Genomic DNA, 14,293 nt, shown 5'->3' with positions numbered 1-14,293 from the left:
CGTTACTGGTAGGGTGAAACCACGTCGACGAGGTCGGTGTGACTGACGAGCATCCGCCGACAGCAGTAGCGGTCGACGCCCAGCTCGTCGAGCACCTTCTGGGGGTCCTCGTCGCCCTGGTTCGCCCGCTCGTCGAACTCCTCCCAGTGTTCGCCGACGACGTTGCCACAGGTGAAACACCGAACCGGTACCATCATGCTTGAATCACCTCAGCGGTAGGACTTCTGGTAGCGAGCCCGTGCGCCCGGGCCGCCCCACTTCTTCGGTTCGGACTGGCGCACGTCGTTGACCAGCAGCGAGCGGTCGAACTCCATGTAGGCGTCGCGGAGTTCGGCGTCGTTCGTGTGCTGGACGATCCCGCGGGCGATGGCGGTGCGGACGGCGTCGGCCTGACCGCTGATGCCGCCACCCTCGACGCGGACCTCGATGTCCATCTCGTCGCGAAGCTCGTCGCCGGCGATGCGGAACGGCTCGAGCATCTTGAGCCGCGACATCTCCGGTTCGACCAGTTCGACCGGTTTCGAGTTGATACGGACGCGGCCCTCGCCCTCGCGAACCGTTGCGCGGGCGACGGCGGTCTTTTTCTTTCCACTCGTGTTCGTTACCATGTGACGTTAGCACCTAACTGTTCGCTGACCTCGTGCAGGTGCACGAAGCGGATGTTCGAGAGTCGATCCAGCGACGTGTCCTCGAGGATCTCGGCCTCGCGGTCGTCGTCGTCCTCGTAGGGGTTGCCGACGTAGACGCGAACGCTGTCGAGCGCCTCGCGACCGCGGGGCTTTTTGTACGGCAGCATGCCGCGGATCGAGCGCTTGAAGATCGTGTCCGGCCGCTTCGGATAGTAGGGGCCGCTGTCGGAGCCAAGCTCCAGGCGCTTGCGGTAGGTACCGAAGATGTCCTCCTCGTCGCCCGTGATGACGGCGTCTTCGGCGTTGACGACGGCGACGCGCTCGCCGTCGAGTGTGCGCTGGGCGACCTGGCTGGCGACGCGACCGAGAATGCAGTCACGGGCGTCGACGACGACGTCCGCGTCGAACTCTGCTAGACTCATCGAATCACCCGGACGTTGGAGCCTTCGGGGTTGTCCTCGAGCACCTGCTCGAGGGCGACGGTGTCACCGACCTGTTCGATCTTCGTCTCCGCGGACGACGAGAAGTCGACGGCGGCGACGGTGACGTTTTTCTGTAGCGCGCCGGATCCCAGCACCTTGCCGGGAACGACGACGGTCTCTTCCTCGCGTGCGTATCGCTCGATGCGGCCCAGGTTGACCTCGGCGTGAGTGCGCCGGGGCTTCTCGAGTCGATCCGCAACGTCTCGCCAGACGTCGGCGTCCCGTTCCCGGGACGTCGACTTCAGCTCGGCGATGAGATCGTTGAGCCTCGGATTGGTTTTACTACTCATTGGTTTCCTCCAAATCTGCGAGATCGACGGACTCGGAGGTGCCGTCGATCGTGTAATCGGTTGGTGAGAAGTGATGCAGGGAGCAGGATTTGAACCTGCGGACTCCTACGAGACAGCGCCCTGAACGCTGCGCCGTTGGCCTGACTTGGCTATCCCTGCTCGCACTTCCGTGTACCCGTCGCCCCTTCAAACCCCTTTCGGTTCCGACTGCCGACGGCTCGCCAGTCTCGTTAGCAACGGCGCTGGCGAGGCGGATGTCGGCGGCGTGGGTTCGGGGGCGTCGGATCATGATCTATAGCTGTACCGCGTCCTCGAGTTCGGTCGCGCGCGCCTCGATCGAGTCGACGGCCCGCGTGACCAGTTCCTCGACGCTGAAGGAGCCGTCCGTCTCCACGTGGAAGACGAAGGCGTTCGGCACGTCCTCCAGGCGAATCTCCTTGCCGGGGTGGCGGGTCGAGAGATCGTGATCGAACTCGCTGGTCGGCACGAGTTCGCCGTTCTCCTCGACGACACCCCTGACGATCTGGGACTCGGGCTCCTGGAACTCCGGTAGGTCGTCGACGACCTCCACGCGCTGGAGGTGTCGGTAGCCGACCGCGACCCCGCCCTGATGTTTGGCGTGGTCCTTCCCGCGCTCGAGGCGGGCGTCGGCCTCGGCCTCGAGGCGCTGGTCGTCCTTGAGCTCGATGATCGGGACGTTCTCGTCGGCCGGCTCCACGAGGGAGTCGCTCGAGACGAGATCGCCCGAGTAGGCGGTGGCCGGTCCTTCGACGTCGATCGAGAGCGTGACGGTGTCGTCCTCGACGAACTCGCCTTCCGGCGGGGTCGTCAGCGGGACGAGCCCGAGCCGCAGGGCGAGCTGTTCGTCGAACATCACCGACGAGTTCTCGATGAACCGGACGGTGTCGATCGCCATCGTCGGGACGTCGGCGACCATCGCGCGACGGATCCCGTTGGCGAACCCGGGCGTGATCCCCCGGACGAGGAATCGAGCCTCTCGATCCCCGCGTTCGACGAACTCGACGTCGTACTCCTCACTCATGGTCTAGTAGCCGCCCTTGCCTTTCGGTGCGCGCGATCCGTCGTGCGGGATCGGCGTGACGTCCTCGATGCGCCCGATCTCGATACCCGAGCGTGCGAGCGCGCGGATCGTCGCCTGCGCGCCCGGACCGGGGGACTTCTGGAGGTTGCCGCCGGGGCCGCGCACGCGAACGTGCAGGCCCGTGATGCCGGCGGCCTTGACCTCCTCGGCGATCGACTCGGCCATCTGCATCGCCGCGTACGGCGACGCCTCGTCGCGGTTCTGCTTGACCGCGGTCCCGCCGGAGGACTTGGCGATCGTCTCCGACCCGGTGAGGTCGGTGACGGTCATGATCGTGTTGTTGAACGATGCGTGCACGTGGGCTACGCCCCACTTGTCGTCGTCCTGGCTCATGTTATTGCTCCTCCGCGCGTTCGGGGTGCAGGTCGTCCGCGAGCGGACTGTTCTCCTCGAAGTCGACGAGATCCTCCTCGTCGACGTCGACGACGTAGGAGGGGACCCGGTGGCGCTGACCGTCGACCACGATGTGGCCGTGGACGATGAACTGACGGGCCTGCTGGGTCGTGTTCGCGAGTCCCTTCCGGTAGACGACCGTCTGGAGCCGGCGCTCGAGGACGTCCTCGACCTCCAGCGAGAGGACGTCGCCCAGCTCGTCGGCCTCGTCGAGGACGCCGACGCGCTTGAGCCGACCGAGGAACTCCTCGGAGCGGCGCACGACGGTCTCGTCGTCCTGTGCCTGGCCGAGCAGCTCTCGAGCCTCGCGCCGGTAGGAGCGAAGCTGGGACTGGGCTCGCCAGAGTTCTTCCTTGTTCGAGAGCCCGTAGCGCTCGACCAGCGAGTGCTCGTCGGCGATGCGCTCACCCTGGTAGGGGTGGTTCGGCGTCTCGTACTGCTTGGTGTCGGTTCCGAGCGGCATTATTCGTCACCCTCCTCGGCGGCCTCTTCTTCCTGCTCCTCCCGGATCTCCTCGACGTTGACGCCGATGGTACCCTCCGTCCGACCGGTGGACTTGGTGCGCTGGCCGCGGACCTTCTGGCCGCGCTTGTGGCGCGAGCCTTTGTAGGAGTCGATCATCTTCATCCGGTTGATGTCGTGTTGCCGAGTCAGCTGGAGGTCGTTGCCGATCTCGTGGGTCGTCTCGCCGGTGTAGAAGTCGTGCTGGCGGTTGTTGAGCCAGTCCGGCACTTCGTCGGCGTAGCTCTCCACGACCTCGACGACCTCGTCGATGACGTCGTCGTCGAGTCGACCGAACGTCTCCGTTCGGTCGACGCCCGCCTTCTCGGCGATGAGTCGGGCGGTTCGACGACCGATCCCGTTCATCTCCGAGAGCGAGCGCTCGACGGACTTCGTTCCGTCGAGGTCGGTTTGACCGATGCGGACGAAGTACTGAAGGTCTTCGTCCTCTTGCTCTTGAGGTTCTTCCTCGCTCATGTGTGGTGAATGTGTGTCTGGTGTGCGCGCGTTGCAAAGCCGACCGACTGGGCGTCGATCGGGTAAGCCGACGTCGTGGCGGGGATTTGAACCCCGGAGGCTTGACGCCACATGGTTAGCAACCATGCGCCTTGGGCCGCTTGGCTACCACGACACGGTCTGGCTATCGTCGCCCGTACGGACTCGGGGACCGCGTCCCCTGCACGTATTGCACTCCCACCTATCGCCGACGGGTACTTAAGCGCAACGAATGGCGGCGCCCGGAGCGTGAATCGTTGCCGAGAGAGGAGGACCCACTCGCCGGTTCGTCACCGACGCCCTCGAGTCGATCGTCGTCGGGTTCGGCGGACGGGCGAGATCGACCCGTCGTCGGCGACCCCGTTGCTGAGCCGGGAAGCGACGGAACGTATCGGCCACAATTGTTTTGTATGCTAACAGAAACGGTCGGTATGGAGCGACGCGCGTTCCTCGCGACGGCGGCGATCGGGGGGTTCGCCGCCACCGCGGGCTGTCTTGAACGGCTTCCGGGCGTCGGGATCGAGGCCTCGCTCGAGACGACCGACCCGGAGCTTCGACCCGAGGATCCGCCCGACGTGACCGTCGACGGCGAGGACGTCACCGTCCGCGGGACGATCGAGTACGGCTCGAGCAGCTGCGGCGGGGTCGAGCTCGCGCACGCGGACTACGAGAGCTCTCAGGCACGGCTCGACGTTCTCGTCGTCGCGGCCGACGATACGGGCATGACGTCGGCCTGTACGGACGATCTCGTCGTGGACGGGTACCGCGTCGAGGCGACCGTCGGCGAGGGGCTGCGTCGGGTCGCCGCGACCGAACACCACGCTTTCGGAGAGACGTTCTCGACGACGGTCGGCGGACCGAATTAGACCTCGGCGTAGCCCTCGACGTACTCGTCGTTTATCTCCCACTCGCCGTCGTCGTTTTTGACCATGTACTCGCCGTAGTAGGGAACCCGGTTCGCGACGACCTCGCGGTAGGCCTCGCGGATCTCGGCGTCGGTCATCTCGCCCATCGAGCGTAAGTCGTCGCTGCGGTTGAGACAGCCCTTCAGGTACCCCTCGTGGGTGACTCGCACGCGGTGGCAGTTCGCACAGAAGGTGGGGTTCTCGACCGGGTCGACGATCTCGACCATCCCCCGTCCGCCGTCGTCGTTCTCGATCCAGTACCGTTTCCGGTCGTGCATCTCCCGGTGTTCGACCTCGGCGGCCTGCTCGGCGAGCCAGTCGTGGACCCGCCCGATGTCGATGTTCCACTCCGGGCGGCCCGTCAGCTCTGGCATGTACTCGATCAGCTGGAGCTGGAGCCCGTCGTTCTCGGCGACGTGGTCGACCATCTCCGGGACGTATCCCGCAGTGTGTTCGAAAACCACCATGTTGAGTTTGACGGGGTCGAGGCCGGCGTCGACCGCCGCCCGGACGCCCTCGAGGACCTTCTCGTAGGCGCCGCTTTTCGTGACGGCGGCGAAGTCCTCGGGATCGAGCGCGTCCTGGGAGACGTTGACCCGCTCGAGGCCGGCGTCGACGAGGTCCTCGGCCCGCCCCGGGAGGAAGGTGCCGTTGGTCGTCAGCGAGACCTCCATCGAGTCGGGCGTGCGCTCGATGATCTCCTCGAGATCCTGACGGAGCATCGGCTCCCCGCCCGTGAACTTCACCGAGTCGACGCCGAACTCCTCGACGACCTCGAGAAAGCGGACGACGTCGTCGGCGCTCATCTCGTCGTCCTGGGGATCCATCGGTCCCCGCGTGTCCCCAAGCCCCTCGTTGTGGCAGTAGACGCAGTCGAAGTTACACCGGTCGGTGAGCGAGATCCGAACCCCCGTGACCTCGCGTCCGAACTCGTCGGTTAACATACCACCTACTTTCGGTCGAAACCGCTTAAGTTCGCCGGAGAAGATCCCGTCTCGTAACCGAATTCGGTTTCGTATCCGCGGGGCGCGACCCGCGAGAGGCGACGCGTATACTCTTGCGGCCGGGCGTGGTGGCTCTCCGCATGAGCACGATCGCCGAGTTCACCGTCCCCGCGGAGTCGTTCGCGCTCGGACACACGATCGAGCGCGCGCCGTCTCTGGGGGTCGAGATCGAACCCGTCGTCGCGGCGCCCCCCGACGCGGTGTTGCCCTGCCTGCGGCTTTCCGGCGACGAGGAGACGCTCGAGCGCGCCGACGCGGCCCTCGCCGCGGATCCGACCGTCGAGGCGGCGTCCCGGGTCCTCGACCTCGAGGGCGAGCGGTGGTATCGGGTGCGGTGGAACGGCACGGTCGTCGACCTCGTGGAACTGCTGACCCGGGAGGAGGCGACGGTGTTCGAGACCGGACTCGAGGGCGATCGGTGGCGGTTTCGGGTCCTCTTTCCGAACCGCGAGGCGCTGGCCCGGAGCTACGAGTACGCCACCGACCAGGGAGTGCCGATCGACCTCCGGAAGATCAACCGCCTCGAGGAGGCTCGCTACGACCGGTTCGACCTGACCGACGCCCAACACGAGACCCTCGTCGCGGCCCTCGAGCACGGCTACTACGACATCCCCCGCGGGATCGACATGGAGACGCTGTCGGACGAACTCGGCATCTCCCACCAGGCGCTGTCCGAGCGGTTGCGCCGGGCCCACCTGGCGCTCGTCGAGGAGGCCGTCGGCGCGGACGACCCGGCGTGAGCGCGCCGGCGGAACGCCTACCCGGATCGGTCGACAACGGATCCGCATGGATCGAGAGATGCTCGCGGACCAGCAACGGCTCGTCGAACTCCTCGAGAACGAGGGCTGGGACGTCACCGACCTCGAGCTCTCGGCCTACGACAGCCCGTGGGCCGACGAGGACGACCCCGAGGCGACCGTGACGATCACCGCTCGAAAACCCTACGAGCGCGAGGACGGCGACGACGGCGGCGATCGGGACGGCGAGGACGACGAGAACCCGTTTCGGCTGAAGTGAGCGGAATCAACCCTTGATGTTACAGACGGGGAACGTCCGCGCGACCCTGTCGCCGATGCCCAGTTCGTCCGAGACGCGGACGACCTCGTCGACGTCCTTGTAGACCCCGGGGGCCTCCTCGGCGACGGTCGCACCCGACTGGGCTTTCACGTAGATCTGTTGCTGGTCCTGTAGCTCCTGCTTTACGTCCCCGCCCCAGTACTCGTTTTTCGCCTGGGTGCGACTCATCAACCGCCCGGCACCGTGGGCCGTCGAGCCGAAGGTGAGATCCATCGAGTGCTCGCCGCCCCGCAGGACGTAGCTGCCGGCGCCCATGCTACCGGGGATGATGACGGGCTGGCCGACGTCGCGGTACGCTTTCGGCACCTCGGGGTGGCCCGCGGGGAAGGCTCGAGTCGCGCCCTTGCGGTGGACGTAGAGTTCGCGTTCCTCCCCGTCCACCGTGTGCGTCTCTTTTTTCGCGATGTTGTGTGCCACGTCGTACAGCAGGTCCATCTCCATTTCCTCCCACGAGCGGTCGAACACGCGCTCGAAGACCTGCCGGGTGCGGTGCATGATCAGCTGGCGGTTGACCCACGCGAAGTTGATCGCCGCGTTCATCGCCGCGTAGTAGTCCTCGGCGAGTTGCGAGCCCGCGGGCGCGGCCGCGAGTTCCTTGTCCGGCAGCCGATCGAGCAGCCCCCTGTGCTGTTGCTCGATCTTGCGCAGGTAGTCGTTACAGGTCTGGTGGCCCAGCCCTCGAGAACCGCAGTGGATGAGGACGACGATTTGATTCTCCTCGAGACCGAACGCCTCCCCGACCTCGTCGTCGAAGACGTCGGTCACGCGCTGGACCTCGAGGAAGTGATTCCCGGAGCCGAGCGAGCCGATCTGGTTCTTCCCGCGATCTTTGGCCTTCTGACTCACCTTGTCGGGGTCGGCGCCCTCGCGGGTCCCCTCGTCCTCGCAGTGCAGGAGGTCGTCCTCGACGGCGTGGCCGTGCTCGAGGGCCCAGTCCACACCACGAGAAAGGATCTCGTCGACGGTGTCGACGCCGGCCTCGACGACCCCGCCGCCGCCGAGCCCCGACGGGACGTTGGCGAACAGCGAGTCGACGAGTTCCTCCTCGCGGCCCTGGAGCTCGTCGTAGGTGAGGTTCGTTTTCATCATTCTTACGCCGCAATTGATGTCGTAACCAACTGCACCAGGGGAGATACAGCCGTTCTCGGCGTCGAGCGCGCCGACCCCGCCGACGGGGAAGCCGTAGCCCTGGTGGCCGTCGGGCATACAGATCGCGTGTTTCGTGATCCCCGGCAGGTGGGTCGTGTTCTTCAACTGCTGGAGGGTCTTGTCCTCGCTGATCTCCTCGAGCAAGGCCTCGCTGGCGAGCACCCGCGCGGGGGTGCGCATCTCCCCCTCCTGGGGGATCTCCCAGACGTACTCGCGCACCTTCTCGAGGGTGATGTCGCCGGCGTCGAAGGTAGTCATACGCGGTACTCCGTGGGCGACGAGGAAAGAACGTTCGCCTCGAGCCCGCGATCGGGTTCGTCGGAACGCGATCGGTCCCGGTAAATCCCGGCGACCGGACCCCCGTCCGCGATTTGCTGGGTCAGCAAATCGTCGCCCCGCTTACGGTCCGTCGACGAGAACCCGCCCGCAGGTATCTCTATGGAACACGAACGCGACGCGGAAGGCGGTCCGTCCCGCCGGGGCCTACTCGCCGCCGTCGGGGCCACGTCGACCGCCCTCGCAGGCTGTACGGATCTCCTCTCGAACGACGACGACCTCGCCGACTCCGGACCCTGGCCGGCCCTCGAGTCGGGCGAGGTCCTCTCGGACTTTCAGGATCTCGAGGAGTGGACCGCCCGGACCGGTGCCGTGTCGGCGGCTCCCGAGGAGGCGCTGACGGGGTCTCAGGCTGCGGTTCTGGAAAGCGAGGGAGAGACCGCAGAGATGAGCGCGGAGTTCTCCGACGGGTTCGACCTCTCGGAACTGGAGCTCTCGGACAGCCTCGACCTCGAGGGGTGGGACGTCTCGCTGGCGGTCAAACCCGAGTCCGCAACCCGGATTCGCGTCGAGTTCGTCGCGCCGAGCCAGGAGGAACGGCTCACGAGCGTCCGACTGATTCCGGACGGGTTCGACGGCTGGTTTCGGCTCGACTGTGGCTACCAGCAGAAGCCGGCCGAGGAGCCCGACCTCTCGGAAGTCACTCGTATCGACGTCGTCGCCGAGGGGCCGGACGGCGGCCCGACCAGACTGGTGGTCGACGACCTCCGTCGGACGGAGTCGGCCGACAACGGGGCGGCGATCCTCGCGTTCTACGGCGGCCACGACTCCCACTACGACGTCGCAGCGGAGCTCCTCGAGGAACGCGGCTGGACGGCGGCCGTACCGGTTCCCCCCGAGCGAATCGGCGAGAACGGACGGATGACCCGCGAACAGCTTCGCGATCTCGGCGACCGCGGCTGGGACGTCTGTCCGCTCCCGGAGCCGTCGACGTTGCTGCCGGAGCAGTCCGCGGACGGGCAGCGACAGGTCCTCGAGGACGCACGGGCGACCCTCGAAGGGGAGGGGCTCGACGACGGCGCCCGGCACCTGTTCGTTCCGGACGAGGGATTCGACGCGGAGACCTACCGGATCGCGCGGGAAGTCTACGACGCCGCGTTCGTCTCTAACTCCGGGACCACGGGCGTTCCTCCGACGGAGATGCACGCGATCCCGTACATCTGGGGACCGGCGCTTCACACCGGCGTTCGCCGCCACGTCAACCTCGCGGACCAGTACGACCTGCTCACCGTGATCCGCGTGCCGCGACTCGTCGACGACGACGCCGCAGAGGTGGGCGTCGACGAGAACCGGATGTCGATCGACGACTTCGGGCTGTTGCTCGAGCACATCGACCACCGCGGCCTCGACGTCGTTACCCCCTCGGACCTCGTCGACGGAACGTTCGAGCGCGACCGCGAGGAACCGGCGGAGCCGGAGCGCCCGGACGGAGTCGTCTTCGAGGAGGGTCGCTCCCACGCGTTCGACGGCTCCGGAGCCGGCGAGACGTCGTCGTTCGACCTCGAGGAGGGCCTTCTCGTCGCGACCGTCTCCGGCGACGCGTCCGAGATCGCCGTCGATCTGGTGCGGGACGAGGGCGTCGATATCGACGAGACGCTGGCGCGTACCGACGGAACCGACGGGGAGTCGGTCTCCGTCGTCGACGGCGGCGCCTACCGCCTCGAGGTCGCGGCCGACGGCGCGTGGGCGATCGAACTCACACAGCCCGCGGTTCACAGCGACGACCTCGAGGACCTCCCGGTCGAGGCGTCGGGATCGGGGTCGGCGTTCGTCGGCCCGCTCTGGACCGACGGCGACGTCAGGGTCGTCGCGACCCACGACGGCGACGGACCGTTCGTCGTCGACGGCCACGGCGCCGACGGCCACAGGGAAGTTCTGGTCAACCGAAGCGACGAGTTCTCGAACTCGCGGTCGTACAAGGCCGGCGGCCCCGTCTGGCTCGACGTCGAGGGCGTCGGGAACTGGACCCTGTCGATCACCGACCCGTAGCGCCGACCGCGCCGGACCGCCCGCGGCGCCGCTCAGACGTCGAAGACGACGTAGGCCTCCCAGCCGTCGCCGACGTCCTCGAGGCGCATCTCCGAGTAGGTGACGGCCTTGATCTCGCGGGCGTCGACCGCATCGAGGGGAACCCCGCAGGCGCTGCCCTCGAGGCGCCACTCGTCGTCGTCCGATCCGTCGATTCGCTCGACGCGGTGGTCGACCGGCAGGGCTATCCGAACGTCCCGCAGGTAGATCAGCTCGTCGAGGTAGTCGAACAGCAGGGCCTCCCGGCTCTCGGCCGCGACGGAGACGGAGAACCGATCGCCGCCGTCGTCCGGGATCGCGTCGCAGGAGGCGGCCGCGAGGCCGTCGGCGACCGCGGCGAAGACGTCCTCGAGACGCTCCCCGGTCGCCGCCACGCCGACATCGGCGGTGTGGTCGCGAAGCTCGAAACTCATACCCGGTCTTCTCGAGCCCGCGAGGTATGTCCGTCGCTTCGCGTGTCGCCGTCGACGGTCGCGCCGGCGCGGCGAACCGGGACAGTTCTCGGCGAACGGTCGCGCTGCCGGTGGAATTATATTGACGACCCTGCTACACTGTGGTAGTGAGCGTCAACATCGACAGTCGCGTCGTCGCCCCGGGGAGCGACGAGCTCGTCGAGGACGCCTGGCAGCTCAAGGAGCGTATCAACAGCCAGGAGGGCGTCCTCAAGCAGCGTTACCAGTTCTTTACCGATGCCTATCGGCGCTCGACGGTCCACTGTTACCTGCAGGACGACGAGCTCGTCGGGTTCGCGGCCGTTCGACGGGATGGCTACATTCTCTTTCTGGCGGTCTCGACCGAGTTTCGCGGCCGGGGGATCGGCAAGCGACTCGTCGCGCGGGTCGCCGACGACCACGAGTCGATCACCTGCCACGCCCGGACCAGCAACGAGAACGCCCTCGAGTTCTACGAACACCTCGGTTTCGAGGTCAAACGCCGGATCAACGGCTACTACGAGGACGGCGGCGATGCCTACTACCTGAAGCTCGGCTCGGACTCCGGGCTCGCGGATCGGATCTCGGAGTTCGTTCGGCGGTAGAGCGCCGTCAGAGCCGGACGCGCCGTCGAGAGCGACCGCCCGAGAGGGGTCCCCACGGGCCGGGTGTTTCGGCAGGATTATACTGCCGCGACGACGAGCACACGAGTCGTATGGAGGAGCGAACGAGGGCCTACCTTCGGGGTCGATTCCGCGATCACTACCGCCGTACGGAGCTGACGCTCCCGCCCGCGGCCAACGAGCGCGAGTGGGGGTACATCCCCTGGACCGAGGGTCCCGACACGACGATGGTCCGCCACCGTTCGCTGCTCGAACTCGGCGACCTCGAGGAGTTCCTCGTCCGCGAGCGACCCCGCCACGTCTACTTCTCTGCGGGGCGGTTTCGCGACCCCGGCGCGGGCTCGATGCACGAGAAGGAGTGGCAGTCCGCGGATCTCGTCTTCGACCTCGACGCCGACCACCTGCCGAACGTCACCCTCGGCGAGGACTCCTACGCCGAGATGCTCGCGACGTGCAAGGACGCTCTCCTTCGCCTGCTCGATTTTCTCGAGGACGACTTCGCCTTCGAGGACCTCGAGATCGTCTTCTCGGGTGGGCGAGGGTACCACGTCCACGTCCGCGACGAGTCGATCCGCCACCTCGACCGGGAACACCGCCGCGAGGTCGTCGACTACGTCCGCGGGATCGGCCTGGAGTTCGAGGAGCTGATCGAGACCGAGACCGTCGCCGGACTCGGCCGCAAGACGCCGACCGAGCGCCGCACCTTACGGACCGAGGGCGGCTGGGGCGCCCGCACTCACGCCCGATTCATGGCCTTCGTCGACGAGCTGCTCGCCCTCGAGGAGGAGGCGGCCCTCGAGCGCCTCCGGGAGTTCGAGGGCATCGGCGAGGGGAAGGCGACGGCGACGTTGAACGCCGCCCGGAACAACCGGGAGGGGCTGGAGGCGGGCAACGTCACCGTCCACACCGCCGTTTCCCAGCTGGCAGAGCGGTTCGCAAAGCGGGCGGTCGAGGCCGACAACGCCCCGATCGACGAGCCCGTGACCACGGACACGAACCGACTCATTCGCCTGCCGGGCAGCCTCCACGGCGGCAGCGGACTCGAGACGGTCCGACTTGGACGCGACGAGATCGACGCCTTCGACCCGCTGGTCGACGCCGTCCCGGAGACGTTCACGGGCCACGAGATCCGGGTCGACGTCGCCGACGGCGGCGAGGTCGAACTGGGAGGAGATAGTTTTACGGTTCCGGAGGGCGACCAGTCGCTTCCGGAGTACGTCGCCGTGTTCCTCATGGCCCGGGGCCGCGCCGAGAAGGAGAAAGAATGAATCTCGACGAGCTACGATCCGTCCAGAGCAAGGAGCGCCAGAAGGACAGCCTCCAGAACCTGCGCCCCTCGTTCTACCAGGAAGTCGGCGAGTACATCGCCGAACTCGAGGACGAACGCGACCGCGCGGCCGAGCGGGCCGACGACCCCTTCTCCTCGCCCGAGGTGAGCCGACTCACCGACGAGATCGAGACTGCCAAAGACGTCGTCGAGGCGATCTACGAGCGACGAATGGGAAAGCTCGTAAAACAGGCCAGCCTCGCCGCGGCGGGAATGGCGGCCGACGACGACGGCCTCACCGCCGAGGAGGCTGACCTCTTCGAGGACCTCGTCGACCGCATCGACGCGAACAAAACGCGCGTCCTCGACGTCCTCGAGGGCCTCGAGGCCGAGAGCAGCGATACGTCCGAGCCCGAGCCGAAGCCGGGTCCGGAGTCCGACGACGCGGTCGGAACCGAGACGGCGACCGGACCCGACTCGGCGACGGCCGACGACGCGCCGCCGACCCCGCCGATGGAGCCGGATCCGGCCGTCGAGACCGCGGATCGCGGCGCCGACGTCGACCCGACGACGCTCGAGCCCGACGACGACCCCCGGGCGTCGGACGCCGGCGACGTCACGGCCGCGGACGTCATGGGCGGCGGACCGTCGGTCGGCGACGCGAGCGAGGACGCGCCGAGACCCGACGCCGAGCCGACCTCACCGGCCGATGGCCCCGAGGACGACGTCGAGCCGCCGGGCGAGTCAGTCGATCCCGAGTTCGACGAGGACACCGCGGGCGATTCGCTCGAGGATTCGGAGCCCGCCGCGGCGTCCTCCCCGGGGTCCGACGACATCGAGCGCGTCACGGTTCGGATGACCCGCGACGTCGGCTCGATTCTGGGGGTCGACGACCGCGAGTACACCCTCTCCTCCGACGACGTCGTTACCCTGCCCGAGCAGAACGCCTCGCCCCTGCTCGAGCGCGACGCCGCGGAACGGCTCGACTGAGGAGTCGGACCCGTCGCGCAACCGGAAGGCATACCCTCGCTCCCTCGAAGAGACGGTATGCTCGAAATCGGCGACGACGCACCCGAGTTCGCACTACCGAACCAGCGCGGCGAGACGGTTCGCCGCTCGGATTTCGAGGGCGACCGACTCGTCGTCTACTTCTATCCGCGCGCCGGCACCGACGGCTGCACGACGGAAGCCCGGGAGTTCGAGGCGGTTCGCGAGGAGTTCGAGGACCGCAGCGTCGCGGTCGTCGGGATCAGCGACGACCCCGTCGACGACCTCGAGTCGTTCGCCGCCGACCACGACCTCGGGTTCGACCTGCTGTCCGATCCCGAGGGCGAGGTCGCGACGCTGTACGACGCCTACGGCGAGAAGCGCATGTTCGGCAACACCTTCGACGGCGTCTTCCGGACCACCTACGTCGTCGGTCCCGACGGAACGATCGAGGCGACCTACGAGAACGTCTCGCCCGACGGCCACGCCGAGGCGGTGCTCGAGGACCTCGACGAACGACGGGCCGGACAGGCCACCCCGGAGCGGTAGGAATTTCGGCGGCGAGAACGCGATATCCGTAGACGATCTCCTCCT

At 67.3% G+C, this 14,293-nt stretch carries 19 protein-coding genes and 2 tRNA genes; 8 read left to right on the top strand and 13 right to left on the bottom strand.

Translation table 11 applies throughout. The annotated features are described in order from the left end of the window. Window positions 1-2: 2 nt before the first annotated feature. From GWG54_RS09445 to GWG54_RS09400, 10 genes are all read right to left on the bottom strand, one after another. Window positions 3-197: a DNA-directed RNA polymerase subunit N gene (locus GWG54_RS09445; RefSeq protein ID WP_008424458.1), complete on the bottom strand. Its 195-nt coding sequence runs from the start codon at window positions 195-197 to the stop codon at window positions 3-5. A gap of 12 nt (window positions 198-209) precedes the next feature. Beyond that, window positions 210-608 carry a 30S ribosomal protein S9 gene (locus GWG54_RS09440; protein WP_167937532.1) on the bottom strand — a complete coding sequence of 133 codons (399 nt, stop codon included), beginning with the start codon at window positions 606-608 and terminating at the stop codon, window positions 210-212. Further along, the gene (locus GWG54_RS09435) at window positions 602-1,051 is read right to left on the bottom strand and encodes a 50S ribosomal protein L13 (protein WP_167937531.1); all 450 of its coding nucleotides are present in this window, start codon (window positions 1,049-1,051) and stop codon (window positions 602-604) included. The genes GWG54_RS09440 and GWG54_RS09435 overlap by 7 nt, the downstream gene beginning before the upstream one ends. Continuing rightward, window positions 1,048-1,401 carry a 50S ribosomal protein L18e gene (locus tag GWG54_RS09430; protein WP_008424464.1) on the bottom strand — a complete coding sequence of 118 codons (354 nt, stop codon included), beginning with the start codon at window positions 1,399-1,401 and terminating at the stop codon, window positions 1,048-1,050. The genes GWG54_RS09435 and GWG54_RS09430 overlap by 4 nt, the downstream gene beginning before the upstream one ends. 74 nt (window positions 1,402-1,475) lie before the next feature. Beyond that, a tRNA-Leu gene (locus tag GWG54_RS09425) sits at window positions 1,476-1,560 on the bottom strand. 133 nt (window positions 1,561-1,693) lie between these two features. Then, complete coding sequence (locus tag GWG54_RS09420) at window positions 1,694-2,443, bottom strand: DNA-directed RNA polymerase subunit D (RefSeq protein ID WP_167937530.1); 750 nt, start codon at window positions 2,441-2,443, stop codon at window positions 1,694-1,696. A gap of 3 nt (window positions 2,444-2,446) precedes the next feature. After that, a complete protein-coding gene (locus GWG54_RS09415; RefSeq protein WP_008424468.1) occupies window positions 2,447-2,836 on the bottom strand; it encodes a 30S ribosomal protein S11 in 390 nt (129 codons plus the stop codon). Window position 2,837: 1 nt separating this feature from the next. Beyond that, window positions 2,838-3,359: a 30S ribosomal protein S4 gene (locus GWG54_RS09410; protein ID WP_167937529.1), complete on the bottom strand. Its 522-nt coding sequence runs from the start codon at window positions 3,357-3,359 to the stop codon at window positions 2,838-2,840. Further along, window positions 3,359-3,874 carry a 30S ribosomal protein S13 gene (locus GWG54_RS09405; protein ID WP_167937528.1) on the bottom strand — a complete coding sequence of 172 codons (516 nt, stop codon included), beginning with the start codon at window positions 3,872-3,874 and terminating at the stop codon, window positions 3,359-3,361. Before GWG54_RS09405 ends, GWG54_RS09410 begins: the two co-directional genes overlap by 1 nt. 71 nt (window positions 3,875-3,945) lie before the next feature. After that, window positions 3,946-4,028, bottom strand: a tRNA-Ser gene (locus GWG54_RS09400). Window positions 4,029-4,323: 295 nt separating this feature from the next. Here GWG54_RS09400 and GWG54_RS09395 point away from each other — a divergent pair. Beyond that, entirely contained in the window at window positions 4,324-4,758 is a 435-nt protein-coding gene (locus tag GWG54_RS09395) for a hypothetical protein (protein ID WP_167937527.1), read from the top strand. Here GWG54_RS09395 and moaA read toward each other — a convergent pair. Further along, entirely contained in the window at window positions 4,755-5,741 is a 987-nt protein-coding gene (gene moaA / locus GWG54_RS09390; protein ID WP_167937526.1) for a GTP 3',8-cyclase MoaA, read from the bottom strand. The genes GWG54_RS09395 and moaA overlap by 4 nt on opposite strands. A 140-nt stretch (window positions 5,742-5,881) precedes the next feature. Between moaA and GWG54_RS09385 the strand changes: the two genes are divergently transcribed. Both GWG54_RS09385 and GWG54_RS09380 read left to right on the top strand, forming a co-directional pair. Continuing rightward, window positions 5,882-6,541 (top strand): helix-turn-helix domain-containing protein, encoded by a 660-nt coding sequence (locus GWG54_RS09385; RefSeq protein ID WP_167937525.1) that lies wholly within the window; start codon window positions 5,882-5,884, stop codon window positions 6,539-6,541. Window positions 6,542-6,587: 46 nt separating this feature from the next. Continuing rightward, the gene (locus GWG54_RS09380) at window positions 6,588-6,818 is read left to right on the top strand and encodes a hypothetical protein (RefSeq protein ID WP_167937524.1); all 231 of its coding nucleotides are present in this window, start codon (window positions 6,588-6,590) and stop codon (window positions 6,816-6,818) included. Between the two features lie 6 nt (window positions 6,819-6,824). Here GWG54_RS09380 and GWG54_RS09375 read toward each other — a convergent pair whose 3' ends face one another. Next, complete coding sequence (locus tag GWG54_RS09375; RefSeq protein ID WP_167937523.1) at window positions 6,825-8,285, bottom strand: RtcB family protein; 1,461 nt, start codon at window positions 8,283-8,285, stop codon at window positions 6,825-6,827. A gap of 180 nt (window positions 8,286-8,465) precedes the next feature. Between GWG54_RS09375 and GWG54_RS09370 the strand changes: the two genes are divergently transcribed. Next, on the top strand, window positions 8,466-10,352 hold the full coding sequence (locus GWG54_RS09370) for a polysaccharide deacetylase (RefSeq protein ID WP_167937522.1): 1,887 nt from the start codon (window positions 8,466-8,468) through the stop codon (window positions 10,350-10,352). Between the two features lie 32 nt (window positions 10,353-10,384). Here the strand turns inward: GWG54_RS09370 and GWG54_RS09365 are convergent, their stop codons facing one another. Beyond that, entirely contained in the window at window positions 10,385-10,804 is a 420-nt protein-coding gene (locus GWG54_RS09365) for an archease (RefSeq protein ID WP_167937521.1), read from the bottom strand. 146 nt (window positions 10,805-10,950) lie between these two features. On the opposite strand from GWG54_RS09365, the gene GWG54_RS09360 reads away from it, so the two are divergent. The 4 genes from GWG54_RS09360 (at window position 10,951) to bcp (ending at window position 14,248) form a co-directional block, all read left to right on the top strand. Then, window positions 10,951-11,427 carry an N-acetyltransferase gene (locus GWG54_RS09360; RefSeq protein WP_167937520.1) on the top strand — a complete coding sequence of 159 codons (477 nt, stop codon included), beginning with the start codon at window positions 10,951-10,953 and terminating at the stop codon, window positions 11,425-11,427. A gap of 110 nt (window positions 11,428-11,537) precedes the next feature. Next, on the top strand, window positions 11,538-12,713 hold the full coding sequence (gene priS, locus GWG54_RS09355) for a DNA primase small subunit PriS (protein ID WP_167937519.1): 1,176 nt from the start codon (window positions 11,538-11,540) through the stop codon (window positions 12,711-12,713). After that, window positions 12,710-13,702, top strand: a complete 993-nt coding sequence (locus GWG54_RS09350) for a hypothetical protein (protein ID WP_167937518.1) — start codon at window positions 12,710-12,712, stop codon at window positions 13,700-13,702. The genes priS and GWG54_RS09350 overlap by 4 nt, the downstream gene beginning before the upstream one ends. A gap of 57 nt (window positions 13,703-13,759) precedes the next feature. Beyond that, window positions 13,760-14,248 carry a thioredoxin-dependent thiol peroxidase gene (gene bcp / locus GWG54_RS09345; RefSeq protein ID WP_167937517.1) on the top strand — a complete coding sequence of 163 codons (489 nt, stop codon included), beginning with the start codon at window positions 13,760-13,762 and terminating at the stop codon, window positions 14,246-14,248. The last annotated feature ends 45 nt before the right edge of the window (window positions 14,249-14,293 follow it).

It is taken from the genome of Natronococcus sp. JC468 (assembly GCF_012163165.1).
In the GTDB taxonomy this organism is placed as follows: Archaea; Halobacteriota; Halobacteria; order Halobacteriales; family Natrialbaceae; genus Natronococcus; species Natronococcus jeotgali.
The sequence above is the reverse complement of the archived record's forward strand: the minus strand, read 5'-3'. Positions and strand labels throughout refer to the sequence as shown.

What these genes read in the sequence shown, in the direction of transcription:
- GWG54_RS09445 (WP_008424458.1), bottom strand. Translation starts at nt 197, where the DNA reads ATGATGGTACCGGTTCGGTGTTTCACCTGTGGCAACGTCGTCGGCGAA.
- GWG54_RS09440 (WP_167937532.1), bottom strand. Translation starts at nt 608, where the DNA reads ATGGTAACGAACACGAGTGGAAAGAAAAAGACCGCCGTCGCCCGCGCA.
- GWG54_RS09435 (WP_167937531.1), bottom strand. Translation starts at nt 1,051, where the DNA reads ATGAGTCTAGCAGAGTTCGACGCGGACGTCGTCGTCGACGCCCGTGAC.
- GWG54_RS09430 (WP_008424464.1), bottom strand. Translation starts at nt 1,401, where the DNA reads ATGAGTAGTAAAACCAATCCGAGGCTCAACGATCTCATCGCCGAGCTG.
- GWG54_RS09420 (WP_167937530.1), bottom strand. Translation starts at nt 2,443, where the DNA reads ATGAGTGAGGAGTACGACGTCGAGTTCGTCGAACGCGGGGATCGAGAG.
- GWG54_RS09415 (WP_008424468.1), bottom strand. Translation starts at nt 2,836, where the DNA reads ATGAGCCAGGACGACGACAAGTGGGGCGTAGCCCACGTGCACGCATCG.
- GWG54_RS09410 (WP_167937529.1), bottom strand. Translation starts at nt 3,359, where the DNA reads ATGCCGCTCGGAACCGACACCAAGCAGTACGAGACGCCGAACCACCCC.
- GWG54_RS09405 (WP_167937528.1), bottom strand. Translation starts at nt 3,874, where the DNA reads ATGAGCGAGGAAGAACCTCAAGAGCAAGAGGACGAAGACCTTCAGTAC.
- GWG54_RS09395 (WP_167937527.1), top strand. Translation starts at nt 4,324, where the DNA reads ATGGAGCGACGCGCGTTCCTCGCGACGGCGGCGATCGGGGGGTTCGCC.
- moaA (WP_167937526.1), bottom strand. Translation starts at nt 5,741, where the DNA reads ATGTTAACCGACGAGTTCGGACGCGAGGTCACGGGGGTTCGGATCTCG.
- GWG54_RS09385 (WP_167937525.1), top strand. Translation starts at nt 5,882, where the DNA reads ATGAGCACGATCGCCGAGTTCACCGTCCCCGCGGAGTCGTTCGCGCTC.
- GWG54_RS09380 (WP_167937524.1), top strand. Translation starts at nt 6,588, where the DNA reads ATGGATCGAGAGATGCTCGCGGACCAGCAACGGCTCGTCGAACTCCTC.
- GWG54_RS09375 (WP_167937523.1), bottom strand. Translation starts at nt 8,285, where the DNA reads ATGACTACCTTCGACGCCGGCGACATCACCCTCGAGAAGGTGCGCGAG.
- GWG54_RS09370 (WP_167937522.1), top strand. Translation starts at nt 8,466, where the DNA reads ATGGAACACGAACGCGACGCGGAAGGCGGTCCGTCCCGCCGGGGCCTA.
- GWG54_RS09365 (WP_167937521.1), bottom strand. Translation starts at nt 10,804, where the DNA reads ATGAGTTTCGAGCTTCGCGACCACACCGCCGATGTCGGCGTGGCGGCG.
- priS (WP_167937519.1), top strand. Translation starts at nt 11,538, where the DNA reads ATGGAGGAGCGAACGAGGGCCTACCTTCGGGGTCGATTCCGCGATCAC.
- GWG54_RS09350 (WP_167937518.1), top strand. Translation starts at nt 12,710, where the DNA reads ATGAATCTCGACGAGCTACGATCCGTCCAGAGCAAGGAGCGCCAGAAG.
- bcp (WP_167937517.1), top strand. Translation starts at nt 13,760, where the DNA reads ATGCTCGAAATCGGCGACGACGCACCCGAGTTCGCACTACCGAACCAG.